This window comes from Variovorax sp. HW608, assembly GCF_900090195.1.
Lineage (GTDB): Bacteria > Pseudomonadota > Gammaproteobacteria > Burkholderiales > Burkholderiaceae_C > Variovorax.
In genome coordinates this window covers 568166-590358 of sequence record NZ_LT607803.1, presented here as the reverse complement: position 1 = coordinate 590358, position 22193 = coordinate 568166, and the positions used below count along the sequence as shown (strand labels likewise).

Sequence of the window (22193 nt, the reverse complement as noted above, 5' to 3'; positions counted from 1 at the left end):
TCCAGTTTAGGCGACCGAGATAGCTATTGCGATAAGAAGACTCTGGGCTATCCATTTAACCGGAGTTGTGCCGCCACGGCCGGTGCTGCCGAGGGCGCTCCAGGCTTGGCGGATGCCCGCGTTTGCCCGGCGGCTTGGGCTTCTTGGCTTTGGGGCCCTTGGTCCGCACGAGGTCCTTGTATCGGACAGGGTCATGTGCGACGGCGAGTTCCATGACCCTGTAGAACAGCATCCCGCGGCTGCGCGAGCGGCGGCGGTTGAAGCGGAAGACGAACTCGTTGAGGTAGCTGGGTAGGTGCGCGGCTTCCACCGCTCCTTGGTGGGTGCCGAGCAGCCAGCGTTTTGCCAGGGACGCGATCCGATGCACAGCTGGCAGTAGCGCACCAGGGTCTTCACCGCGTGCGCTGGCGGCCCGCTGGCTGCGACGGTCATGGACGTAGCCCTTCTTCTCCAATCCTCGGTAGCTCTGCCAGGCATCGGTGATCACCGTTGCCCCCGGCTCAACGTTCGCCGACACGAAGCCCAGCAGCGACTGCGCCGAACCATCGGCGACGGGCGCCATGCGACAGCGGCCGAATCCCTTGGGCTCCAGGATCTCGACTGCGACGCAAGTCAGAATCTTCTTCCCCTGCGCACGCCCGCCAGGCAACCCAGGATCGAGCCCACCGATGTAGGTTTCGTCCACTTCTACCTTGCCCCGCAGGAGTTCCCGATCGGGACGAACCAGGACCGATCGCAACCGGTGCAGCATGGCCCAGGCCGTCTGGTACGAGCCGATCTCCAAGGTGCGCTTCAGACTCAAGGCCGAGATGCCGTCTTTGCCGCAGGCGAAGTGCCAACAGGCCGCGAACCAGACCGTGAGCGGCGTACGGGTTCGGTCGAAGATGGTCCCCGCCGTCACGGACGTGCGGTCGCCACAGTCCGCGCACATGAATCTTCCGTCTCCCAGCCGCCATCCACCGGCGTGATCGCATGCCGGGCAGACAAACCCCGATGGCCAACGCAGCCACTCCAGATAGTCCAAGCAGTCGGCGTCGGACTGAAACCACGCCTGGAACTCGCCGAGGGAGCCGGGATAGTGAATGCCTGCGCTTGGAAGCTCCATCGCGGCAGTATGCGCCTAGCTCCGGTTAAATGGATAGCCCATAGAAGACTTATCGCGATGGCGGTACTCGAGCGAGCGCCGGATCGTGATTGACCTCGGGCGCGGATCGGGCGCCTGGCCGGGAAAAAACGTCTGGTGTGAGAGCATTCGCGTTTGAGCGCATCGACCAGGGGCTGCAACTGCACGCCGCACTGTCCAACCCAGGGGCCAGTGTCGATGATGCGCACCGGCGGACACGGGCAACCGGCTACTGGCAGCGGCTGCCCCGCCGCCGCCAGTGACACGGGGCCACAGCCAAGCCTTGACACACGCGCTTCAGTTCACGCAAGTGAAGCTCGTCGCGCTGTTGACGTTTCCTGACTGATACCTGGGGTACTGCGGGTATTCGCAAAGCGGCCGAGTGCGGCCTGGTACGGCGTAGGTGTCAGTAATGACCGGAGCGACTGGAGCCTGCCCTGTGGACACCCACGTGTCCAGCGCGCCCAGGACATCCCAGGTGGGCGTAAAGGACGTGCCCACGCCAGAATGTGCGGTACCCGGCAGCTCGTAGAACTTCATGAAGCTGTTCACGACCCCACTGCCCATCTTGGCGACTACACGCCTGTAGTAATCCTCGCTGGCTTCATAAGGGATGAGCTGGTCCGAATTGCCGTGCAGCAGGATGATCTTGCCACCGCGCATGTAGAACTCGCTCAGGTCGGTCTTGGGCTGGTCCAGCAAGGCGGTCAGCTGAGAGATACGGTCCACGTAGGGCACAGGATTCGCGGGGTCCACGGTGGCCCAGCTCGCATTGCTGTCGCGCGCTACGAAGTACTTGATGTACTGCTCCGTGATGATGTGCAGATAGGGCATATTTGCGGCAGCCGGATAGGTTGGCGCAATGCTGCCCAGCCCCTGCTGCGTGACGGTGGACGACACCGAATCCGATGTCTTCGCACCAAGGTCCATGCCCCAGACGCTGTAGCCAGGGAACTGTGTTTCGCCGCTGCCAAGCGGGTAGGAGAAGGTCATCGGCGTAGCCATGGTCTTGAGTGCCATGATTTGGGCATCCGACAGACAGCTGTCGCCTTCATCCGTGCCCGACGCGCAACGCACCGGCTTGCCGGCATAGTTGGCTGTGCTTGGGTCGAAGCTAGTCTGGCAGGCCTTTGGGTTGCTGATGAGGCCATCGGTAACGCCATCAAGGCCGTCGCATACGGACATCGCCGCATCCAACACCAGCTTGCGCTTGGCCATGGATAGATAGGCGCCTGGCTGTGCAAACGCCTTTGAGATGCGTGCCCATTGCACCTGGGCCGTACCGAACATCGTGGCTGGCCAAAAGATCATGGCTGCATCGATGTCGTTGGGATATCGCTGAATCATGGCCATGGCCTCTTTGCCGCCGTTAGAGCTGCCATGGAAATACAGCTTGTCGGGCGCTTTGCCGTAGCGCACGGACACCAGCTTGGTGGCTACGTCCTTGGTCTTCTTCAGCGCCTCGTACGCATAGTTGCGCAACATCTCATCGTTGCGCGCAAAGGTGCCGTCCGATGTGGTACCGCTGTGCCCGGAGTCGCTCCCGAAGGTGACGTAACCGCGGCCCAGGGGAATCGCTACGTTGGCGGGTTGGAGGCGGATGGTTCCTGCGGTGCTGAGGATGCTGCCATTGAGGCCACCGCCACCAAACATTAGCGCTTTGCCGTTCCAGGTCTCCGGCAAGTTGACTTCCATCTTGATGGGGGAGGCCGTCGTGTCCACCGGCGCAATCTCAGCCGTCACCCTACAGAACGCGCCTACCGCCGTCGACCCCGTGCCAGATGCGGCGATGGAGGTGGCTCCGGTCACCTTCGCGCCTTGAGTCGCCAAGCCGATATCGGATGCGCTGACCGTGAGGCCCGCCATCTCGGCGCAGCTGCGCCCCCCTACTACGGCAGCACTTCCACTGCCACCGCCCCCGCAACCCGCCACGCCCGCGCTGACGATCAGGCCGAACAATACCCTGACATCCCACCTCTGGCGGGAACGACGACTATTCATGCATGTCTCCTTATTTCTGTTGATTCATTCAAACTTCAGCAGGCGCGTTGGAGAGAGTTGCATCCCGATCCGGTAGGCTGGTCGCGATGCAACTCGTGTCTCCTGTGAGCGAACATGCTCAACGCCATCGCTCGCTCCAAGAGGCCTTGGCGCGCCGATTTCGCTTCGGATTGACTTCACGGATTTCAAGATGGTTGTACTAAGCGTGTGTCACACGCCCGTAAATCATGTGTTGTCGATGCCCCTGCGACAAGATAGATTTCGCAGCGTCATATAAGAGAACGCGATATCTTCACCGTTGACATTGAACTGCCTCCCCCATCGAACCATCCGTGCTGAAGCAACGCTCGCTCCGACGCGGTGGGCTCCAGTCGAGCCAGAACCCGTGTTCAACGGTCGAGCAGTCCGTGAGCTCTCGCATTGGCGCAGATAGCGTGGGCGAACTACCTCCCCCCATCGCCGTCCGCGACCGTCGCGCTTACGGCAAGGTGCCAAAGTGCGCCTTGCTAGGACGCTTTCGCCCGAGCATCGGTCGAGCGGGATCGATCTGTCGGGTCCTGAGCTTGAGGCCGGACTGATGAGCGCAATTCCCGCCTAGGCAATGACTTTGATGTGAATACCGCTCACAAAATGTGAACCCTCATCGTTTGTCATTCACGTCAGGTCGGTCGAACATTCGTCCACACCGGCGCAACTAGCATCCGCGCGTCTGGTCCTTAAGCCCACACAAGGAATTCGCCATGTCAACCGTTCTCGAACGCCCCATTCAGAATAAGCCCGCCTTGCCCTTGCTGCCTGACGGCCGTGTTTCGGTCTATCAGCGTAATAGTCCGGTCAGTACCGTTGTCGCTGCCGGCGGACCGGGTTTGCTGAGCGTCAGACGGGGACGTTGATGACGGGCTGGAGCAGCGCGAAGGCGATCCGCCAAGCGCGCCCGTCGGCATGGACGGTGGCCGTGCGCTGGTTGATGCGCGTGACCTGTCCAACGTGTCGCTGCAGGTTCTGGTCAACGAAGCTCACGCGCTGGCCGACATGGACGTTTTCGCGCCGCGAGACCTCTGGCGGCGGGCTGGGCTTTGGTTGGGTTGGGGCCGGGCCTTGCTCGCCCTTCGGCGTCGCGCTCGGATCCGTGGTCATGATGGCCGCGTACGGCAAGCTGAACTGTTTGGCGCTGGCCTCGTCGAGTACCGTCACTCGATCGTTCTTCATGGACACGACCCTTACCTTGCGCCACTTGCCATCACCCCAGTCCAGGTAGTGGACCTGCTGGCCGAGATGCAATTGGCTGCGCGCCTGGACGATGCGCCGCGGGTCGGCCAGCAGTTGCTCGATCACCCGTGAATGTCCGCGATCCCCCGTGATTGCGGGAAGTCATCGCAACAACGATCGTCGACTCCTTTGTTGAAGGAGATCTCGATGACGGAAGTGGTAGAGGAATCGGTGGGCGAATCCGAGCGCGGCGAGGCTGCAGTGCGGATCGACTGGAGAACTGGGCGGCCCATGATCCAGCACGACGATGCGTTCTGGTGCGGGCATGAACGGCGCCGCATAGAGCAGGGCTTGAGTGTGCCGCAATACTGCGCGGCCAACGCTCTGGCGCTGTCGACGTACCGGCATCGCGTCAGTGGCAAGAAGCGCGCGAGGGCGGCGTCGCTGGGGCCCTCGTCGTCACGCGATTGCGCTGAGACACCGGCATTCGTCGCTGTCACGCCACCGCGCCAGGCAGCATCGTCGGCTGCAGCGGTCGAGATCACCCTGGAAGGCATGACGCTGCGTCTTCATGGCGAGGCAGCCGATCGCGTGCTCGATCAGGTGATCGGGCGCCTCGCATGATCCTGTCCTCGGCGATCCGTGCCTATGTGTTCACCGAGGCGGTGGACATGCGCAAGTCCATCGACGGGCTGTCGCAGATCGTGGCGGCTGCGATGGGGATGAACCCCCTGTCGGGGCAGGTGTTCGTGTTCATCGGCCGGCGCCGGGATCGCGCGAAGCTCCTGGTATGGGATCGCCACGGCTTTTGGGTCCTCTATAAACGTCTCGAGGCGGGCCGCTTTACCGACCCCGCTCGGCTGGCCGGTGGCAGCATCGCGATGAGCGAACTGGTCGCCTGGCTCGAGGGCATCGACCTGAGTCGCGCACGGCGCCTGAAGACGTTGGAGGTCAGCGCCGTCGTTTGAATTTGCAGACCATCAAACTGGCAGCGGGCAATCGGCACTTCACCGGTTGCCCGTTGTGCTTGTGGGCTGCGAACATGCGTGTCCATGCAACTGCTGAACGCTCCCATCGATCGCGCGAACCTGCCCGACGATGTGGAGACGCTCAAGGAGCTGCTGGTGCAGGCCGGCGCGGCCTTCCAGGCGCTGCGGCAGCAGGCCAACGCACAGATGGTCTCGCTGGCGGCTCAGCTGGCCGAGTTCAAGCGCAAGGTCTTCGGTCCACGCGGCGAGGCGCTGGGCATGCTGCAGCCCGAGCTCTGGCACGAGGTCGTGCAGATCCCGGTTCCCCCTGAGGCCTTCGAGGAGGTCAAGGGCCACCGGCGCCGGCGCAATGGACGCCCGGCCATCGATGCACAGCTGCCGCGACAGCGCATCGAGCATGACCTCAGCGACGAGGACAAGGCAGGCTTCAAGCGCGTGATTCGCATCGGCGAGGAGATCAGCGAGACGCTGGAGTACACGCCCGCGAAGCTGGAGGTGCTGCAGCACGTGCGGCTGAAGTATCGCTGCGAGGACGAGACCGGCCGCAGCACGATCCGCACTGCCTTCGCACAGACCTCGCCGCTCGCGCGCAGCAACGCCGGCCCTGGCCTGCTCGCTCACGTGATGGTGTCGAAGTACGCCGACCACAATCCCCTGGCGCGCATCGAACGCATCCTCGCACGGCACGATGCCCGCGTGGCGCGCCAGACGCTGTGCGACTGGACGCTGGGAGCGGCCGAACTGCTGATGCCGCTGATGCCCGTGCTGCGGCGCTACGTGCTGGGCAGCGCGGTCATCTTCACCGACGACACGACGCTGGCGCTGAAGGCCGAGCGTGGCCACAGTCGCGGCAGGACCATCACCGCGCGGCTGTGGGTGTACCTGGCTGGCGGCTGGCTGCCAGACCCCGAGCAGCGCTGGCGCCGCGTCGCACCAGCGGCGCTGTACGACTTCACCATCGACCGCTCGGGCGGGCATGCGCGGCGCATGCTGGGCGCCTGGCGGGGGTTCCTGCAAGCCGATGACTTCGCGGGGTATGCACAATCCTGGCGCGACGGCGTGACCCACGCGGCATGCCTGGTTCACGCAAGGCGCCGGTTTGCGAAGATCGTCAAGGACGCGCCCAAGGGATCGCCGCCAGGGCTAGCGCATGAGGCGCTGAAGTTCTTTGCCGAGATCTACCGCATCGAGAGCGACATCCGCGATGTCGACCCGGACCGACGGTTTGAAGTGAGGCAGCTGCAGACCAAGCCCGTGATGCAGGATCTGCACGACTGGCTTGCAGGTCATGCACCCACAGTGCTGCCCAAGTCCCCCCTGGGCGAGGCCTTCGGCTATGCGTTGAGCAACTGGGCGGCGCTGAACACCTTCGTCGAGCATGGAATCCTGGAGGCAGACAACAACGTGAGCGAGCGCGCAATGAAACCTGTGGCTCTGTCGAGGAAGAACTGGCTCTTCGCGGGTTCCGAGCGCGGTGGGCATGCCGCGGCCGTGGCCTTCAGCCTCATTGAAACCTGCAAGCTGAATGGCATTGAACCCTACGCGTACCTGCGCGACGTGCTCCAGCGCATCAACGGTCATCGCCAGGATCGGCTGGAAGAGTTGCTGCCGATGAACTGGAGGCCGGCATGAATGCCCGCACCCCACCGATGCAGGACGCGGCGTTGATCGAGGCGCTGAATCAAGCGACGAGTCTCGAGTTGTACCAACTCAGCGCGCTCGTGGAGCGACTGATGACCGACCCGCGACGCATCGTGGCCGTGCGCAAGGACCTGCACCTTGGGCAGGTCGTGCGCTTCTACGATGAGCGCCGCGACACGATGCGCGAAGGCCGGATCGTCGAAATGCGCGATGCGCAGGTGACGCTACACGACACGCAGCAACGAGTGCAGTGGAAGTTGCCCTACGCCGCCATCGAGCCCCCGCCGCCCGACGCACAGCCGCGGCCGCAAACACCGCCAGCTTCACCACCGCCTGCAACCTCCCCGAAACCCACGCGCGCCGACTTCGCACGCGGTGACAAGGTCTCCTTCACCGATCGCCATCTGCAGACGCACGTTGGCGTCATCACCCGCAGCAACCCCAAAACAGCCACTGTCGATACCGGCGAGGCGTCCTGGAGCGTGCCCTACGGCGGCCTCAGGCGCGTGCTCGACATCTGACAGTCCCGGCACCGTCTCCGTCAAGCGACGGGTAAGACCGGACACTCACGATCACCCAGCTGAGGTGGTACAGCTCGGCGCTGGTGGCCATGGGCAAGTCTTCGATCCGCGAGATGCTCAGCATGGGCGTCATTTTGCCCGGCGCGCCGGACTCAGGCGGCTTGAGCGAGGTCCTCGTGCCGGGCGGGGCGCGCCTGCTGGAGCTGCGGCGCCACGATCCAGGGCAGCAACTCGTCGATGCGGTTGACTGGATGATCGGCGATTCGATCGAGCACGTGACGCAGATACGCCTGTGGGTCGATCCCGCTTAACTTTGCCGAGCCGATCAAGGTGTAAATCACCGCGGCGCTGTGACCGCCGGTGTCCGATCCCAGATGCAAGTAATTTTTTCTTCCGATCGCAACGCCTCGCAACGCACGCTCGGCGGCATTGTTATGTGCCTCGATGCGCCCGTCATCCAGGAAGCGCGTGAGTGCCGTCCAGTTGCCAAGCGTGTAGCCGATCGCCAGCGCCATGGGCGCTTTCGCCGAGAGCTGCGCCAAGGCGTCGTTCAGCCAGAGCTTCAGATCGTCGAGCATCGGGCGCGTACGCGCCTGCCGCACCCGCAGGCGCTCCTCAGGGGGCTTGCCGTTGATCTCGGCCTCCACCTTGAAGAGCTTGCCGATGCGCAGCAGCGCCTGGTGCGCCAACGTGCCGGCCAGCTTATGCTGGCGTTCGTGGATGTCCCACACCTTACGGCGCGCGTGGGCCTTATCCAGAGATCGGGATAAGAGCCATTATCTCGACTGCCGTTTTATCCGGGGCAACCGGGCCAATGGGCAGATCTGGCGCGGGCTGCGTATGGTCCTGGCCCCGCATAAATCCGGCGTGGTCAAAGCGATTGCAAGAACGCGAGCAGGTCAGGCTTCGGTTTCCACGGCTTGGCGCTCGAGCGTTCGAGCCCGGCATGATGCCAGAAGGCCTGCATTGCCTCACGCTTCATCTGCAGGTTTGTCGTTATGTATCGACCGGTGGTAGCGACGCTCGCATGGCCGAGGTAGTCGCGGATCACTGTCACGTCGGTTCCCGACTGCAGCAACGCGACGGCACAGCTGTGGCGTAGTACGTGTGGGGTGATCTTCTTGCGTGATAGCGCCGGGCGCTCGCTTACGACGGCTGAAGCATACTTGTGCAGGATGTAGTCGATTCCGTCGCGCGTCAATGGTTGGCCTCTGCGGTTGAGGAAGACATGCTGCTGGTCATGAGTTCCCGCCATCCCACTCAGTCGATGCAATGCGTCGGCGGTCTCCCGCCATAGCGGCAACAATCGCTCCTTCTGGCCTTTGCCACGCAGGCGAACCTGTCGCGGCGCGGTTAGGTGGAGATCGCTCCAGCAAACGTCGATGGCCTCGTTCACTCGAGCGCCGCAGTTGTAGAGAAATAGCAAAAGCGTGTAGTCGCGCCAGCCATCAGCGGTGCGCCGATCGGGCTTACCGATGATCGCACGTACGTCGTCGGCCTCGAGGTAAGTGGCAGGGCGCTGGCGAGCCTTCTTGGAGGGAATGGCCAGCACTCGTGTGTACTGCTGGGAGTGCGTGAGGTCGTTGCGGATCAAGTGCTTGAAGAAACCACGGATGGCGGACCGTCGACAGTTCCGTGTGGCAGCCGAGTTCGAGCGCGCGGCCTCAATATGATCAAGAAAGCGCCCGATCGTGTCGGCGTCGAGATCGCTTAGTTCGACAGAGGCGACATTGCGTCGCTTGCGTTGGGCAACAAACTCGAACAACAACTTCAGGGCATCCCGGTAGGCGCGCACCGTATGAACGCTGGCGCCGCGTTGACACGGAAGATACTCGGTGAAGAACGACTCGACGAGGGCGAACAGAGTCCGAGAAGCTGCCTTGCTCATCTCGGCCGCCTCGCATGATGCAGGTGCTCCTCGAAGCGACTGCTGGCCAAATCCAGCAATTGCGGCGTTGCCTTGAGATAGACCTCGGTGCCGAGCACGTTCAGGTGCCCCAGGTACGCGGACAACCACGGTAGCCTGGCGTGCACATCAACCCCTTCGACTGACCATGCCGTGAGTCGATGGACAGCGAAGGCATGACGCAACTCATACGGCCGTGCACCGACTCGTCCGCTCTGCGGCTTCATGCCAAACTTGCGTAGCAATACCCGCAATGCCTCCGAGGCGGACTTGACCGTCAATGGAGAAGAATCCTTGCGCAGAAACAGTACCGCCGGATCGGGTCGATGGGTGTTGCCCAACAATTGCTGACGCGCTTCGATGTAGTGCAGGAGTTCCCTTACCAGGTCGTCACGAATTGCCACGATGCGAGAGCGCCCCTTGCTGTGCTGAACGAGCAACGTTCCTCGCTTGAGATCGACATCGACCATCCGCAATCGCACGGCTTCGCCCAACCGCATGCCCGTGCAGTAAAGCACCAAAACCAAGGCGCGGAACATGGGACTCCAGATGAAGCGCCCGTTGTGGTTGGTCGCGGCGGCTAGCAACTGACGAACCTCGTCATGCGAGAAAATGTACGGCTGGAAGTGCGACTCCTTGACCGGCGCCAGCGCATGCTCCGGAACATAGCTCGACGGATCGTGACGCCGACGATACAGGCAGAGTTGGCGAACGACGCCGAACTCAAGACCCACGGTAACCGCCTTGCGTCCCGCGATACGTGCGGTCCAGCGTGCCACAGCAACATCGAGTCTCACTCCGCCGTCGCGGCCCCAATGCGAGGCAACGAATTGAATGAAGCCGCCGATGACGAACTCGCCACGGAGGTAGCTCTGCCCCATCGCGCGTTTGAAACGCAGGAAATCCTGCGCGTCGCGGGCGAGTTCTGAGGCGGTCACGATCGTTGTCATGTTGGTACGGGCAGCGAGACTTCTCGCAGCGACTCGGTCGCGATGCGTACATACGCAGACACCGATTCGGAATCGCGGTGGCCGAGCAAGTCGGAGAGCACGCGTGGGCGTGTACCCACGTCAAGGTGACGCGCGGCATTTGAATAGCGTAGGGCGTGACTGCCGAGAAATTCTGCGTCGATTCCGGCTGCATGGGCATGCTTGACGAGCACGTGGCGGACAGCGGAGGAAGCCGTCAGGGGGCCATAGGGCATCTTCATCTGCACGAACAAATGCCGGGTCGATGCGTACGATGGTCGTCCGTGCAGCAGGTAGCGTGCCAGAACCTTGGCAACGGCGGGAAGCAGTGGCAACGTAAAGGAGACGCCTGTCTTCGGCCGCACGACCTTAAGCGTGTTGGCCTCCCAGTTGATGTCCTCAAGTTGCAACCGGATGACCTCGCCGGCGCCGAACCCGTATGTGCTCATCATCAGCAATAGCGCGTGATCGCGCAGCCCTCGAGCCGACGACCTATCGATGGCTCTGAGAAGGTGTTGCACGTCTTCCCATGGCAACGCGCGCCGCGGGCGGTCATACCTGGGTTGAACCGGCGAGATCACGGCTTCGGCCAGATCGACCGATATGCGTCCCGTGGCAAGCAGGAAGCGCGCGAAGGACCGAATGCCGCCAGCAATATCGGCTGTCGTCGACCGCGCGTATCGTTGTGCGAACTCGATTAGAAACTCATCGATGTCGCGCAGCGACATCGTTCTCCAGGTCTTGCCTTGCCGTGCAAGGAACTCCAATACTTTGCTGACCTGATCTAACCGCTTGCGCACGGTCACTTCCGGATTGCCGCGCTGATGCGCGAGGTGATCGCTGTAATCCCGTAGCACTGCCGAGGACGGCGGTCGAACGTTCGCTGCTGGCTGCCAATTGGGGAGTGGGATCTTCATCACCATGTACACGCGGGTCAGCGCGTAGAGCGCGGAGCGTGCGCCGCTCAGTCGATCGGCATCAAGCTCTCGCTGGCGACCATACCAAGCGATAAAGCGGCGCGTTCCGCGCAACGTTAGCTCGACACGCTCATCCAACCCGCGTTGAGCACAATAGGCGCGGAATCGCGTCACCCACGCCAGGTACAGGCCGGCAGTGCTGTCTTGCACGCAATGGTTGGCACGCCAGACTCGGCGCATGTCCGCGGTCGTCGGAATGCTGATTGCTGACTTCGAATTGACGGATTCGTATCGCATGGTTGATGCTTGGCATCGGTGGCGACAACGTAGCGCAAATCGAATTCCTCGTCAGTCCCCATCTTGTGTTGGTTGCTCGCATGCAAACGCTCTCCACCCTGAACCGAAAGGAAGCCCAATGGCGCCAATATGCATTGCAAAAACTGCGGAGCGAGCGCGCCACGCAGCAAGAAGAGTACGTTCCCTGAGATTGGCTGAGTCGGTGGCGTGACACATGACGAAAAGGCAGTGAGAGGCGCGATCGAAGTCAAGCGCAGAACGGCGTCGAGTGCGATGTGAACCGTCCTGACTCGACGGCGAAGCCAGCGCAGTGCGCTCGGCAGCGTCACATCCAGGCCGCGCAACGCGCAAGCGGTGACCTCCATGCTCTTGCTCGATGCCGCCATGTTGACGGCAGCTTCGACATCCGCAAGAAGGCCCGGCATCCTCGCTGCAAGAAAATCGGGAAGCAGACTGAATGTTCGGTGGCCCTGAGGGCAGTACCAACGGGCGATGCGAACCCCTTGCGGTGTCCCCCTTGCGTAGCTGCCATGGCGAGCCAGACCGCACCCGCCGCTCGGATGAAGTGGACAAACGGGAACGAGAGCATCACGCCACTCTCGGCCGGCGACGTATGCCTCGGGACTCGACCGTGTATGCAGCGGAATCTGCAAATCTGTGCCTCACCGCGTCAACGCTTCTCGACGCTAACCGTAAATTATCTGGAGTTCGAAGACCCGGTCTCCTCAAGGGTAGAGACAGGGGCTGAAGGCTTCTACCCCGGATAAAACGGCAGTCGAGATAATGACTCCAGCATGCAGCCTCGATGACCTGGCCGTTCTCGTAGAGGGGGTGATAGCCGGCGAAGGCGTCCGCTTGCAGGATGCCTCGGAAGCTCTCCAGGTGGCGCACGGGATGTTCGCCCTTGCGGTTCGCCGAGTACTGGAACCAAACCGCTGGAGCGGCCGACTCGCCACTAGGTCGATCATCGCGCACGTAGACCCACAGCCGCCCGGTGCGCGCCTGGCTTCCTTTGCCGCCGAGCACCCGGATGGGCGTGTCGTCGCCGTGGATCTTCCCGGCGCGTAGAACATACCGGCCCACCGCGTCGGCCAGAGGCGTCATCAAACGTGCCGCCTGGCCAACCCAATCCGTCAGCGTGGAGCGAGACAACTCCACACCGTCCCGGGCATAGATCTGACACAGCCGATACAGGGGTGTGTGATCGGAGAACTTGCTCGTCAGCATGTGGGCGAGCAGGCCGCTACCGGCCAGGCCGCGTGCAATGGGGCGGCTCGCGGCCGGCGCCTGTGAGATCGTGCGGCAGCCGCCACAGGCCAACTTGGGGCGAACATGCCGCACCACATGGAAGGTGCCGGGCTCGTAGTCGAGAACCTCCGAGACGTCCTGTCCAATCTCGCGCAGCCCACCGCCGCAGGTTTCGCACTTGCAACCGTCGGCTTGGTTGGGCATGTGCATCACGGTGCGCCGCGGCAGATGATCGGGCAGTCCACGCGCGGCGGCTTGCTGGCGGGCCTTGCGCTTGTCGCGAGCGTCCTGCAGCGAGTTGATGTTGGACGTACCTTGCGCACCGTCCTGGGCGTTCTCGGTGTCGATCGCCGGAGCAGTTTCCAACGGCACGGCCGGCGATGCCTGCCCACCCACCAGTTCGAGTTGAGCGTGCTCGAGCTGCTCGCTGGAGCGGCCGTACTTCATGCGACGCAGATAGGCCAGTTCAACCTTCAGCTTGTCGATCGTCAGCAGCGCGATCTTCAACGCCTCTTGCGAACGCAGCACCTCGCCGCTGAGGGCGGCGTTGCTGGCGAGCAGTTCTTCGGCAGTCACGGCATGACTGTTCCAGGCACACGCGGCACCACCAACGGGAGTTGCCCTGTCAACGATCGATGTGTCGGCTATGCAGCGGCGCGTGGCCGCCAGGTCCGTTCAGGTCGGCGCCAATCGATGCCCTCCAGCAGCATCGACAGCTGTGCCGCGCTCAGCGCAATCGAACCGGATTCGGCCTGCGGCCAGATGAAGCGGCCGCGCTCCAGCCGCCGGGCCAGCAGGTACATGCCGTCTCCATCGCTCCACAGCAGCTTGACCAGATCCCCGCGGCGGCCGCGGAAGACGAAGACATGACCACCGTAAGGATCTTCAGTGAGCACCGTCTGCACTTTGACGGCGAGTGAGTCCATGCCGCAGCGCATGTCGGTGACCCCCGCAGCCAGCCAGATCCGGGTGCCCGCGCGTGGGCCGATCATGCCGATTGGCGCAGCGCGCGCAAGACGCTGCACAGACTGGCTTCGTCGACGGTACCGCGCAGGCGAAGGTGGGCTCCGGCGAGCTCCAGTTCGATGACGCCTGGACGCGACGAGCGATTCGTCGCCGGCGCCGACCCGGACGACTCCTGCACGCCTTGCTCTGCGAGCATCTCCTCAGCGGGGCCAGCAAGCCGCACAGGCAACAACACCGCGGATTCCGAAGACCTGGCCACGATCCCCGCGCGCGCGTGCTCGCGCCGCCAGGTGAACAACATGTTGGCATTGATGCCATGCTCCCGCGCAACGGCCGATGCCGACGCCCCGGGTTGCATGCTCTGCTCGACGAGCTTGGCCTTGAACGCTCGATCGTGATGCCGCCGTCTCGGCTCCGCCTCACTCTTCATGATGTACATGCACTCCTGTTGATGGACACCTATTGGTGCGCCATTTCTTCAGGTCACATGCTGTCTGGCCTCGCCAAGTTAAACAAGAACGGCCTACGTCGGACTATTACCTATCAGCCGCAGCAGAAGGGGTTGATCTACCCCGAGCTCGCCGCCTTCTCGACCTATGAGGAAGAGCGCCAGCATCTCAAGCAGCGATTGGTCGCGGCCTGCCGTGCATTCGCCCTGGAATGGGCTGCGAAAGGCGGATGGTGCGTCGTGATGGAGGCATCAATGATTGTGACGAGGCGGGTCGCCGGCCACGCCGCGGTACTTGATCGCCAGTTCCATGCACGCGCCCGAGTCGAGTTGTCCGACGGTCGCGCGATAGACCTCCTGCCACGGCGTCTGGCTCGGCCGGATCGCCGGCGGCCCTTCACTCTTGCGGCGCGCGATCTCCTCGTCGGACACCAGCGCGTTGCATTGCCCGGCGTTCAGGTCGATGCGGATGACATCGCCCGTGCGCAGCCAGGCCAGCCCGCCGCCGATGGCGCTCTCGGGCGAGGCGTTGAGGATCGACGGACTGTCCGAGGTCCCCGACTGCCGCCCGTCTCCCAGGGTGGGGAGACTGGTGATCCCGCGCTTGAGCAGCGCATCCGGCGGCTGCATGTTCACGACTTCCGCGGACCCGGGCCAGCCGACGGGACCCGCACCGCGTATCACGAGGATGCAGTTCTCGTCGATGGCGAGCGCCGGGTCGTTGATGCGTGCGTGATAGTCGTCGGAATCCTCGAAGACGATCGCCCGGCACTCGAACTGTCCCTCGGCGCCCGGCCGGCTCAGGTTGCGCTCACGAAACTCGGCGGAGATCACGCTGGTCTTCAGGATCGCGAAGTCGAACAAGTTGCCGCGGAGGACGAGGAAGCCCGCGCGATCCCTGAGAGGGTGCGCGAACTCGCGGATCACCTCGCGGTTCACGCTTTCCCGGCCTTGGAGGTTCTCTTCCATCGTCTTGCCGGTGACCGTCGGCCGTGCGCTGCGCAACAGGCCCGCCTGCTGGAGTTCCCACATGACCGCCGGCACACCTCCCGCGCGATGAAAGGCCTCGCCCAGGTACTTGCCCGCCGGCTGCATGTTCAGCAGCAACGGCACATCGAAGCCGAACTCGGTCCAGTCGCTCGGACGCAGATCCACGCCCGCATGGCGCGCCATGGCCATCAGATGCGGCTGCGCGTTGGTGGAGCCGCCGATCGCGGCGTTGACGACGATGGCATCGAGGAAGGCATCCCGCGTGAGGATCGACGAGGGCCGCCGGTCCTCGCAGGCCAGCTCGACGATGCGGCGCCCGGTTTCGTAGGCGATCTGCCCGCGTTCCCGGTAGGGCGCGGGGATCGCGGCGCAGCCCGTCAACGACAGGCCCAGCGCCTCGGCGAGGGCGTTCATGGTCGAGGCCGTTCCCATGGTGTTGCAGTGCCCCACCGAAGGCGCCGATGCGGTCGCGATGTCCATGAACTTGGCTTCGTCGATCCGGCCCGCCGCCAGAAGCCGCCGGCTCTTCCAGATCGCCGCCCCGGAGCCGACGAGTTCTCCTTCGAACCAGCCGTCCAGCATCGGGCCGCCCGACAGCACGATCGTGGGGATGTCCACGGTTGCCGCGGCCATGACCTGCGAGGGCGTCGACTTGTCGCAGCCCGTGGTCAGCACCACGGCGTCGATCGGGTAGCCGTGCAGGATCTCGACCAGCGCCATGTAGGCCAGGTTGCGGTCGATGGCCGCGGTGGGCCGCCTGCAATTCTCGAAGGTCGGATGCACGGGGAATTCCATCGGAATGCCTCCGGCGTCGCGGATGCCGTCGCGCACGCGCTTCGCCAGTTCCAGATGGACCCGGTTGCACGGATTGAGGTCGCTCCCGGATTGGGCGATCCCGATGATGGGTTTGCCGGAGCGCAGTTCCGCCGGCGTGATGCCGTAGTTCATGAAGCGCTCCAGATAGAGCGCCGTCATGTCGATGTGGTCGGGATTGGCGAACCAGTCCTGCGATCGAAACCGGCGAGTGGTGCGGGTACCTTCTGTCATGCAGCCATCCTTGTGTGCAAGCGGTTCTGAGGCAGACCGCTGATAGGTGAGCGGAAAGAGAACAAGCCGCCCGCCAGCGGCTGACGCCGAAGATCGTCCCGCGACAGTCCCTTGGTGGCGGTCGTCACGAAAACGGTGCGCAGGTCATCGACGCCGAAGGCCAGCTTGGTTATGTTGGCGCAAGGAAAGCGAACGCTTTCCAGGTATTCGCCCTGCGGCGAAAATCGGTCGATGCGCCAGCCTCCGAACATGGCGACCCACAGGCAACCTGTGGAATCCACCGCCATGCCGTCGGGGTATCCATCAGGCTCGACTTGCAGGAACTTCCGCTTGTGGGCCAGATGTCCATCGTCACCCACGTCGAAGGTGTAGATGCAACGCGCGAGCGTATCGGTGTGATAGAGCGTGCGGCCATCAGGGCTCATCGTCGGGCCGTTGGTGATGACATAGCCTGCGTCGTGGGACACGAGTCCGCCACCAGCGGCCAGGCTGTACAGCGCTCCAGACTGCTCCAACTCGCTGTCATCCATCGATCCGAACCACACTCGCCCCTGGATGTCCACGTAACCATCGTTCAGGCGATTTCCGGGAAGCTCCGGCTCGACTTCCACCAAAGGCGTAAACCGCTGGCTTGCAGGTCTGGACGGCTCGAAGAAGTAGAGTCCATCGTTCAGGCCGCAGATGAACTGCTCGTCGTCGATCGGAACCAGGAACCCCGGTTGTCCCGGAGTCGGCCAGCTGTCACGCCGACCGGAGTCCACCGACCATCGATGTATTCGGCGGCCCTTGATGTCGACGAAATACACCGCACGTTCGGAGGCTTGCCAGATTGGGCCTTCGCCGAGTTGTGCACCCAGTGGCCAGACGCAATGCGGATCGATGCCGTTCATCCGCCGTACCAGCCAGCGTCCACGAAGTACTCGCGCCCGGAGCATCGGGCCGCATCGTCCGACGCCAGAAAGAGCGCCATCGCCGCGACATGTGCCGGGTCGACGCGTTGCTGCAGGCACTGCGCGGCCACCACTTTCGCCTCGCTCTCGGGTGTTTGCCACAGCTGCATCTGGCGCGGCGTGCGCACCGCACCCGGAACGATGCAGTTGACGCGGATGTCGTATCTGCCGAGGTCGCGCGCCAATCCCTTGGTCAGTCCTTCGATGCCTGCCTTGGCGGTCATGTAGATCGACAGGTTGGCCAGCGCAAGATGCCAGGAGATGGAGCCGAGGTTCAGGATCACGCCGCCGCCCGCCGCCTTCATTCCGCTCGAAACAGCTTGTGCGCAGAAGAACTGGTGCCGCAGGTTGACGGCGATCCGCTGGTCCCAGTAGTCCGTCGTGACGGCGTCGACTTCATGTCGATCGTCATTGGCTGCGTTGTTGACGAGGACGTTGATCGGTCCACCCGATGCCTCGATCGCTGCGAAGGTCGCCTGGACAGCCTGGATGTCGGTCAGGTCACAGCGATGGAAGACAGGCGGGTGCGCGCTGTCGCGGAGCTTCGATTGGAGCGCCCGGCCTTCCAAGTCGGCGATGTCCAGGAAGAACACCTTGGCGCCTTGCCGGGCGAAGGCTTCGACCATGGCCGCGCCGATGCCGGAGGCCCCTCCCGTGATGACGACGCGCTTGCCCGCAAGGCTCGGATAGATGGCAGACATGGATGAGTCCCTTCTGTTGATCGGTTCGCCTCAGGAAGCGGCAATGCCGCGCAAGGACAGATTTCGGTAAAGAGCCCGGACGCCGAAGGTCCAGGGGGCGATGGCATCGGAGCGCTGCACGTGATTGACCAGGGCGCCCAGCGACGGCGTCGAGATCGTCACGCGGTCACCGAGGCGGTGCGTGAAGCCCTTGCCTTCGGCCCCGCGGTCCTCGATCGGGGAGAACATCGTGCCGAGGAAGAGGAAGAAGCCGTCCGGATACTGGTGATGTGGACCGCAGGTCTGGCGCACCAGGTCGGCGGGGTCGCGGCTGATCTCGGCCATGCGGCTTGCGCCTTCCAGCCGGAAGCCGTCGTCCTGCCCCTCGATGGTCAGGCTCACGGTGGCCGCGCGGATGGTGTCCAGCGTGAAGTCCTCGTCAAACAGGCGCAGAAACGGCCCGATGGCGCAGGAGCCGTTGTTGTCCTTGGCTTTGCCCAGCAGGAGGGCGCTGCGGCCTTCGATGTCGCGGAGGTTGACATCGTTGCCCAGCGTCGCGCCGACGATCTGCGAGCGACTGGTGACGGCCAGCACGATCTCGGGCTCAGGGTTGTTCCACGACGAGCCGGGGTGCAATCCGACGTCCGCGCCGAATCCGACCGCCGACATGGGCTGCGCCTTCGAGAACACTTCGGCATCGGGGCCGATGCCGACTTCCATGTACTGCGACCATGTACCCTGGCGGATGAGTTCACGCTTGAGCGTTTCCGCTTCGGGCGAGCCGGGTCGGATGGCCGACAGGTCCGTCCCGATGGTGCGTTGCAGCTCAGTGCGGATCTGCACGGCCTTGGTCGCATCGCCGCCGGCCTGCTCCTCGATGACGCGCTCCAGCAGGCTCACGGCGAAGGTGACGCCGCATGCCTTGATGGCCTGCAGGTCGCAAGGGGCCAGGAGCTTCTCGGCGCCAGCTTCTCCCGAGGCCTTCATGGTCTTGTTCAGCCACCCGGCCACTTCACCCAGAGGCTCCCCCGGGCAGTTGCGGATGAATTCAAGAAGGTCCTGGCGCTCGAGAAGGTCGGAGACCGTGGGCGCCGAGGCGGTGATGTCCACGACTCGACCGTCTCGAACCAGCACCACGCAAGGTCCGTTGACGGGGCCTGAACGCCAGACCCGGCCGACGAGCAAGGCGCCGGAAACGTCGGCAGGAAGAAACGATGGATGGAGGTTCGATTGCATTGCAAGATCTACAGGGGTGATGCCGGGGACCTGGTACGCGAAAGGTCACCCGCCGATAGGTCCTTCATCACGGGATCATCCGGTTGCGCGATGCTGGCGCGGAAGTCGATGACTCTCAGAAAATCCATTGACCAGCTCCTGCTCTTTCAGTTGATTCGTTGCTCGGTCGCCGCGTCGAACAGGTGCGCGTGTTCGCTCTGCACGGCGATCCGGATGACCTCGCCGGGACCGGCGGTGATGCGTTCACGGAAGACCGCGGTGATCTCCTGCCCACCGATGTGCGCCATCACCTGGGTCTCCGACCCGGTCGGCTCGACCACCTCGACCGTGACGGGAAGCCCTGCGGCGTCGAGCGAAAAGTGCTCGGGCCGGATACCGTAGACCGCAGGTAGCCCCGGGCTCGCCGTCGGCGCATTGGAAAACGGGAGCGTCAGGCCGCTGGCGCCGTCGACTGCAAAGCCGTCTCGCTCCACCTTCCCCTCGATGAGGTTCATCGCGGGGCTGCCGATGAAACCGGCAACGAACAAGTTAGCCGGACGGTCGTACAGCTCAAGTGGTGCTCCAACTTGTTCGACGATGCCACCATGCAGGACCACGATCTTGTCGGCCATCGTCATGGCCTCGACCTGGTCGTGGGTCACGTAGACGATGGTGGTTCCCAGGCGCTGGTGCAGGGCCTTGATCTCGGTGCGCATCTGCACGCGCAGCTTGGCGTCGAGGTTGGACAGCGGCTCGTCGAACAGGAACACCTTCGGATCGCGGACGATCGCCCGGCCCATCGCGACGCGCTGGCGCTGGCCTCCGGAGAGCTCCTTCGGCAGGCGACCGAGCAGCGGTTCGCGGCTCAGGATCTTGGCCGCACGCGCGACCTTCGGGTCGATCTCGCTCTTCTTCGCGCCGCCCATCTTGAGCGAGAACGCCATGTTGTCCTCGACCGTCATGTGCGGATAGAGCGCGTAGCTCTGGAACACCATGGCGATGTCGCGCTCCTTCGGCTCGACATCGTTGACGACTCTCTCACCGATGCGAATCTCGCCCGCCGAAATGTCCTCAAGTCCGGCAATCATCCTCAGCAGCGTCGACTTTCCACAGCCGGAGGGTCCGACCAGGATCACGAACTCGCCATCGTCAATTTCGACATTGACGTCGCGGATGATTTGAACCGCGCCATAGTTCTTCTGAACTCTCCGGATGCTGACTGCAGACATGCTTGATCCTTGTGATTGCCTGGTTGTGGGGCGTACGAGCGACGGGCGTCAACCCTTTACAGAGCCGGAGGTCAGGCCGGCGACGATGTGCTTCTGGGCGGCAAAGAACATGATCACGGCCGGAAGGATCGTGAGCGTGATGAATGCCAGCACCAGGTTCCAGTCGGTCGAGAACTCGCCCTGGTAGGCCATGATCCCGAGCGGCCAGGTGTAGAGCGTCTCGCGGTTGAAGACCACCAGCGGCAGCAGGTAGGAGTTCCAGCTGTGCACGAAGACGATCACCGCCACGGTGGCCAAGATGGGGCGCGACAGCGGCAGCACGATGTGCCAGAAGAACCTGAAGTAGCCGCAGCCGTCGATCAAGGCCGCCTCGAACAATTCCGCCGGCAGTTGCTTGAAGTAGTTGCGAAACAGCAGGATGCTCGACGCCAGGCCGAAGGCCACCTGTGGCAGCACGACGCCCCAGTAGTTGTCGAGCAGGCCCAGGTCCCGGATCTGGATGAAGAGCGGCAAGATGGCGGTCGCCGCCGGGAACATCAAGCCGAGAAGCAGGTAGTTGATGAGGAAGGTCGAGCCGAAGAACTTGATGTGCACGAACACGAAGGCCGCCATCGCCGAGACCATCACCGTCAGGATGACCGTCAGCACCGCGATCACCGCGGAATTGCCCATCAGCTGCCAGTAGCGGCTCCCGCCCAGGATGTCCCAGTAGTTGCGCCATTCCCATTGGGCCGGAAATCCGAACGGGTTGACCCGCAGGTCGCCGAGCGTCTTGAATCCGCCCAGCACGGTGGCGACCAACGGGATCAGCACCAGGCCGGCAACGAGGAACAGCGCTGCGTAGCGAACGACCGGCGACATCGACGCCGACTTCGAAGGGGTTGTATCGTGACTAGTCATGGCGCATCAGGATCCGTTTGTAGCCAAAGGCGAAGACCACGCAGATCAGGAACAGGACGACACCGACGGCGCTGCCGAATCCGATCTCCATGCGAGTCACCCCGTAGCTGTAGAGGAAGGTCACCATGGTCTGCGTGCTGTCGGACGGACCGCCCTTGGTCAGCGGCATGATGAGATCGAAGAGCTGGATCGATCCGAGGATCGCGAAGAACACCGACAGCCTGATCGTCGAGCCCAGCAAGGGCACCGTGATGCGGGTGAAGATCTGCCAGCGCGACGCGCCGTCGATGCGAGCAGCTTCATAGAGGCTTCGATCGATCTGCTGCAGTCCGGCGATGTACAGGATCATGTGGAAGCCGAAGTACTTCCAGATCACGACGACCAGGATGGCGTACATGGCGAGGTCCGGTTCGGACAGCACATAGGGCGCGCTCGCTCCGAACGCTTCCCAGACCTTGGCCAGGAGGCCGTAGTCGCCGTCGTAGACGAAGCGCCAGATGAGGCCGGCCGCGATCTCCGCCAGGATGTAGGGCAGGAAGAAGATCAGCCTGAAGGTGGTGGTGCCGCGCACCTTGTCGGCCAGCAGCACCGCCATCGCCAGGGCCAATGGCAACTGCACCGCCAGGGACCCCACGATGATCAGCAGGTTGTTGCCGAGGGCCGTGTGGAACGCGGGGTTGCGGAACAGGTCCACGAAGTTCCGCAGGCCGATGAAATTGGTGGGGACACCGTAGCCGTTCCAGCTGAAGAAGCTGTACCAGCCGGCCGCCCCCATCGGGAAGGCAACGAACAAGGTGAACAGCAGGATCGCCGGCGGCAGAAAGAACAGCACCACCGTCGTCGTGCCGCCGACTCGTTTGGATGGCTTGCGGCGCCAGGCCCGCGACCAGCCTGTCGGGGCGGCGGGCATGGCAGCGCCCGCACTGTGATCGATCATCGTCACGTTGG

21 protein-coding genes and 1 pseudogene are annotated in these 22193 nt (G+C 63.5%); 5 read left to right on the top strand and 17 right to left on the bottom strand.

Annotation, left to right across the window (positions count from 1 at the left end; translation table 11 throughout):
• Positions 1 to 55: 55 nt before the first annotated feature.
• From VAR608DRAFT_RS02620 to VAR608DRAFT_RS02610, 3 genes are all read right to left on the bottom strand, one after another.
• Positions 56 to 1105: an IS1595 family transposase gene (locus VAR608DRAFT_RS02620; protein WP_443082912.1), complete on the bottom strand. Its 1050-nt coding sequence runs from the start codon at positions 1103 to 1105 to the stop codon at positions 56 to 58.
• 315 nt (positions 1106 to 1420) lie between these two features.
• The gene (locus VAR608DRAFT_RS02615; protein ID WP_088952653.1) at positions 1421 to 3124 is read right to left on the bottom strand and encodes a tannase/feruloyl esterase family alpha/beta hydrolase; all 1704 of its coding nucleotides are present in this window, start codon (positions 3122 to 3124) and stop codon (positions 1421 to 1423) included.
• An 876-nt stretch (positions 3125 to 4000) separates the two neighbouring features.
• Positions 4001 to 4459, bottom strand: coding sequence for a hypothetical protein (locus tag VAR608DRAFT_RS02610; protein WP_231973166.1), 459 nt, complete (start codon positions 4457 to 4459; stop codon positions 4001 to 4003).
• Positions 4460 to 4465: 6 nt separating this feature from the next.
• On the opposite strand from VAR608DRAFT_RS02610, the gene VAR608DRAFT_RS02605 reads away from it, so the two are divergent.
• The 4 genes from VAR608DRAFT_RS02605 to VAR608DRAFT_RS02590 all read left to right on the top strand — a co-directional run bounded on the left by VAR608DRAFT_RS02605 (position 4466) and on the right by VAR608DRAFT_RS02590 (position 7484).
• On the top strand, positions 4466 to 4957 hold the full coding sequence (locus tag VAR608DRAFT_RS02605; RefSeq protein WP_157730572.1) for a hypothetical protein: 492 nt from the start codon (positions 4466 to 4468) through the stop codon (positions 4955 to 4957).
• Positions 4954 to 5301 (top strand): IS66 family insertion sequence element accessory protein TnpB, encoded by a 348-nt coding sequence (gene tnpB / locus VAR608DRAFT_RS02600; protein WP_088952650.1) that lies wholly within the window; start codon positions 4954 to 4956, stop codon positions 5299 to 5301. The genes VAR608DRAFT_RS02605 and tnpB (VAR608DRAFT_RS02600) overlap by 4 nt, the downstream gene beginning before the upstream one ends.
• Before the next feature lie 84 nt (positions 5302 to 5385).
• Positions 5386 to 6954 carry an IS66 family transposase gene (tnpC, locus tag VAR608DRAFT_RS02595; RefSeq protein ID WP_197700458.1) on the top strand — a complete coding sequence of 523 codons (1569 nt, stop codon included), beginning with the start codon at positions 5386 to 5388 and terminating at the stop codon, positions 6952 to 6954.
• Positions 6951 to 7484 carry a hypothetical protein gene (locus tag VAR608DRAFT_RS02590; protein ID WP_231973164.1) on the top strand — a complete coding sequence of 178 codons (534 nt, stop codon included), beginning with the start codon at positions 6951 to 6953 and terminating at the stop codon, positions 7482 to 7484. Before tnpC (VAR608DRAFT_RS02595) ends, VAR608DRAFT_RS02590 begins: the two co-directional genes overlap by 4 nt.
• 152 nt (positions 7485 to 7636) lie before the next feature.
• Here the strand turns inward: VAR608DRAFT_RS02590 and VAR608DRAFT_RS02585 are convergent.
• The 4 genes and pseudogenes from VAR608DRAFT_RS02585 to VAR608DRAFT_RS02570 all read right to left on the bottom strand — a co-directional run.
• Positions 7637 to 8233, bottom strand: a pseudogene (locus tag VAR608DRAFT_RS02585) (IS66 family transposase); the annotation flags it as partial.
• A gap of 122 nt (positions 8234 to 8355) precedes the next feature.
• Positions 8356 to 9372 carry a site-specific integrase gene (locus VAR608DRAFT_RS02580; protein ID WP_088952648.1) on the bottom strand — a complete coding sequence of 339 codons (1017 nt, stop codon included), beginning with the start codon at positions 9370 to 9372 and terminating at the stop codon, positions 8356 to 8358.
• On the bottom strand, positions 9369 to 10328 hold the full coding sequence (locus tag VAR608DRAFT_RS02575) for a tyrosine-type recombinase/integrase (protein WP_231973162.1): 960 nt from the start codon (positions 10326 to 10328) through the stop codon (positions 9369 to 9371). The genes VAR608DRAFT_RS02580 and VAR608DRAFT_RS02575 overlap by 4 nt, the downstream gene beginning before the upstream one ends.
• An 8-nt stretch (positions 10329 to 10336) precedes the next feature.
• The gene (locus tag VAR608DRAFT_RS02570; RefSeq protein WP_088952646.1) at positions 10337 to 11572 is read right to left on the bottom strand and encodes a site-specific integrase; all 1236 of its coding nucleotides are present in this window, start codon (positions 11570 to 11572) and stop codon (positions 10337 to 10339) included.
• 2 nt (positions 11573 to 11574) lie between these two features.
• Here VAR608DRAFT_RS02570 and VAR608DRAFT_RS37385 point away from each other — a divergent pair, with 2 nt between their 5' ends.
• Complete coding sequence (locus VAR608DRAFT_RS37385) at positions 11575 to 11760, top strand: hypothetical protein (protein WP_231973160.1); 186 nt, start codon at positions 11575 to 11577, stop codon at positions 11758 to 11760.
• A gap of 400 nt (positions 11761 to 12160) precedes the next feature.
• Here the strand turns inward: VAR608DRAFT_RS37385 and tnpC (VAR608DRAFT_RS02560) are convergent, their stop codons facing one another.
• The 10 genes from tnpC (VAR608DRAFT_RS02560) to VAR608DRAFT_RS02515 form a co-directional block, all read right to left on the bottom strand.
• Positions 12161 to 13396: an IS66 family transposase gene (tnpC, locus tag VAR608DRAFT_RS02560; protein WP_231973158.1), complete on the bottom strand. Its 1236-nt coding sequence runs from the start codon at positions 13394 to 13396 to the stop codon at positions 12161 to 12163.
• A gap of 68 nt (positions 13397 to 13464) precedes the next feature.
• Positions 13465 to 13812: an IS66 family insertion sequence element accessory protein TnpB gene (gene tnpB, locus VAR608DRAFT_RS02555; protein ID WP_088952644.1), complete on the bottom strand. Its 348-nt coding sequence runs from the start codon at positions 13810 to 13812 to the stop codon at positions 13465 to 13467.
• On the bottom strand, positions 13809 to 14225 hold the full coding sequence (tnpA, locus tag VAR608DRAFT_RS02550; RefSeq protein WP_088952643.1) for an IS66-like element accessory protein TnpA: 417 nt from the start codon (positions 14223 to 14225) through the stop codon (positions 13809 to 13811). Before tnpA ends, tnpB (VAR608DRAFT_RS02555) begins: the two co-directional genes overlap by 4 nt.
• 261 nt (positions 14226 to 14486) lie before the next feature.
• Positions 14487 to 16271, bottom strand: a complete 1785-nt coding sequence (locus VAR608DRAFT_RS02545) for an IlvD/Edd family dehydratase (RefSeq protein WP_088952642.1) — start codon at positions 16269 to 16271, stop codon at positions 14487 to 14489.
• Positions 16268 to 17161, bottom strand: coding sequence for an SMP-30/gluconolactonase/LRE family protein (locus tag VAR608DRAFT_RS02540; RefSeq protein WP_088952641.1), 894 nt, complete (start codon positions 17159 to 17161; stop codon positions 16268 to 16270). The genes VAR608DRAFT_RS02545 and VAR608DRAFT_RS02540 overlap by 4 nt, the downstream gene beginning before the upstream one ends.
• Positions 17158 to 17922, bottom strand: coding sequence for an SDR family NAD(P)-dependent oxidoreductase (locus tag VAR608DRAFT_RS02535; protein ID WP_088952640.1), 765 nt, complete (start codon positions 17920 to 17922; stop codon positions 17158 to 17160). The genes VAR608DRAFT_RS02540 and VAR608DRAFT_RS02535 overlap by 4 nt, the downstream gene beginning before the upstream one ends.
• Before the next feature lie 30 nt (positions 17923 to 17952).
• Positions 17953 to 19137, bottom strand: a complete 1185-nt coding sequence (locus tag VAR608DRAFT_RS02530; protein WP_088952639.1) for a fumarylacetoacetate hydrolase family protein — start codon at positions 19135 to 19137, stop codon at positions 17953 to 17955.
• Positions 19138 to 19283: 146 nt separating this feature from the next.
• Positions 19284 to 20345, bottom strand: coding sequence for an ABC transporter ATP-binding protein (locus VAR608DRAFT_RS02525; RefSeq protein WP_088952638.1), 1062 nt, complete (start codon positions 20343 to 20345; stop codon positions 19284 to 19286).
• Between the two features lie 48 nt (positions 20346 to 20393).
• Positions 20394 to 21206: a carbohydrate ABC transporter permease gene (locus VAR608DRAFT_RS02520; protein ID WP_197700457.1), complete on the bottom strand. Its 813-nt coding sequence runs from the start codon at positions 21204 to 21206 to the stop codon at positions 20394 to 20396.
• Between the two features lie 31 nt (positions 21207 to 21237).
• Positions 21238 to 22182 carry a carbohydrate ABC transporter permease gene (locus tag VAR608DRAFT_RS02515; protein ID WP_088952636.1) on the bottom strand — a complete coding sequence of 315 codons (945 nt, stop codon included), beginning with the start codon at positions 22180 to 22182 and terminating at the stop codon, positions 21238 to 21240.
• Between the last annotated feature and the right edge of the window lie 11 nt (positions 22183 to 22193).

Bases quoted from the DNA above. Each gene is read 5' to 3' on its own strand.
- VAR608DRAFT_RS02620 (WP_443082912.1), bottom strand. From the start codon at position 1,105: ATGGAGCTTCCAAGCGCAGGCATTCACTATCCCGGCTCCCTCGGCGAG.
- tnpC (WP_197700458.1), top strand. From the start codon at position 5,386: ATGCAACTGCTGAACGCTCCCATCGATCGCGCGAACCTGCCCGACGAT.
- VAR608DRAFT_RS02615 (WP_088952653.1), bottom strand. From the start codon at position 3,124: ATGAATAGTCGTCGTTCCCGCCAGAGGTGGGATGTCAGGGTATTGTTC.
- tnpB (WP_088952650.1), top strand. From the start codon at position 4,954: ATGATCCTGTCCTCGGCGATCCGTGCCTATGTGTTCACCGAGGCGGTG.
- tnpB (WP_088952644.1), bottom strand. From the start codon at position 13,812: ATGATCGGCCCACGCGCGGGCACCCGGATCTGGCTGGCTGCGGGGGTC.
- VAR608DRAFT_RS02545 (WP_088952642.1), bottom strand. From the start codon at position 16,271: ATGACAGAAGGTACCCGCACCACTCGCCGGTTTCGATCGCAGGACTGG.
- VAR608DRAFT_RS02540 (WP_088952641.1), bottom strand. From the start codon at position 17,161: ATGAACGGCATCGATCCGCATTGCGTCTGGCCACTGGGTGCACAACTC.
- VAR608DRAFT_RS02580 (WP_088952648.1), bottom strand. From the start codon at position 9,372: ATGAGCAAGGCAGCTTCTCGGACTCTGTTCGCCCTCGTCGAGTCGTTC.
- VAR608DRAFT_RS02570 (WP_088952646.1), bottom strand. From the start codon at position 11,572: ATGCGATACGAATCCGTCAATTCGAAGTCAGCAATCAGCATTCCGACG.
- VAR608DRAFT_RS02520 (WP_197700457.1), bottom strand. From the start codon at position 21,206: ATGTCGCCGGTCGTTCGCTACGCAGCGCTGTTCCTCGTTGCCGGCCTG.
- VAR608DRAFT_RS02590 (WP_231973164.1), top strand. From the start codon at position 6,951: ATGAATGCCCGCACCCCACCGATGCAGGACGCGGCGTTGATCGAGGCG.
- VAR608DRAFT_RS02515 (WP_088952636.1), bottom strand. From the start codon at position 22,182: ATGATCGATCACAGTGCGGGCGCTGCCATGCCCGCCGCCCCGACAGGC.
- VAR608DRAFT_RS02535 (WP_088952640.1), bottom strand. From the start codon at position 17,922: ATGTCTGCCATCTATCCGAGCCTTGCGGGCAAGCGCGTCGTCATCACG.
- VAR608DRAFT_RS02530 (WP_088952639.1), bottom strand. From the start codon at position 19,137: ATGCAATCGAACCTCCATCCATCGTTTCTTCCTGCCGACGTTTCCGGC.
- VAR608DRAFT_RS02525 (WP_088952638.1), bottom strand. From the start codon at position 20,345: ATGTCTGCAGTCAGCATCCGGAGAGTTCAGAAGAACTATGGCGCGGTT.
- tnpA (WP_088952643.1), bottom strand. From the start codon at position 14,225: ATGTACATCATGAAGAGTGAGGCGGAGCCGAGACGGCGGCATCACGAT.
- VAR608DRAFT_RS02605 (WP_157730572.1), top strand. From the start codon at position 4,466: ATGTCCGCGATCCCCCGTGATTGCGGGAAGTCATCGCAACAACGATCG.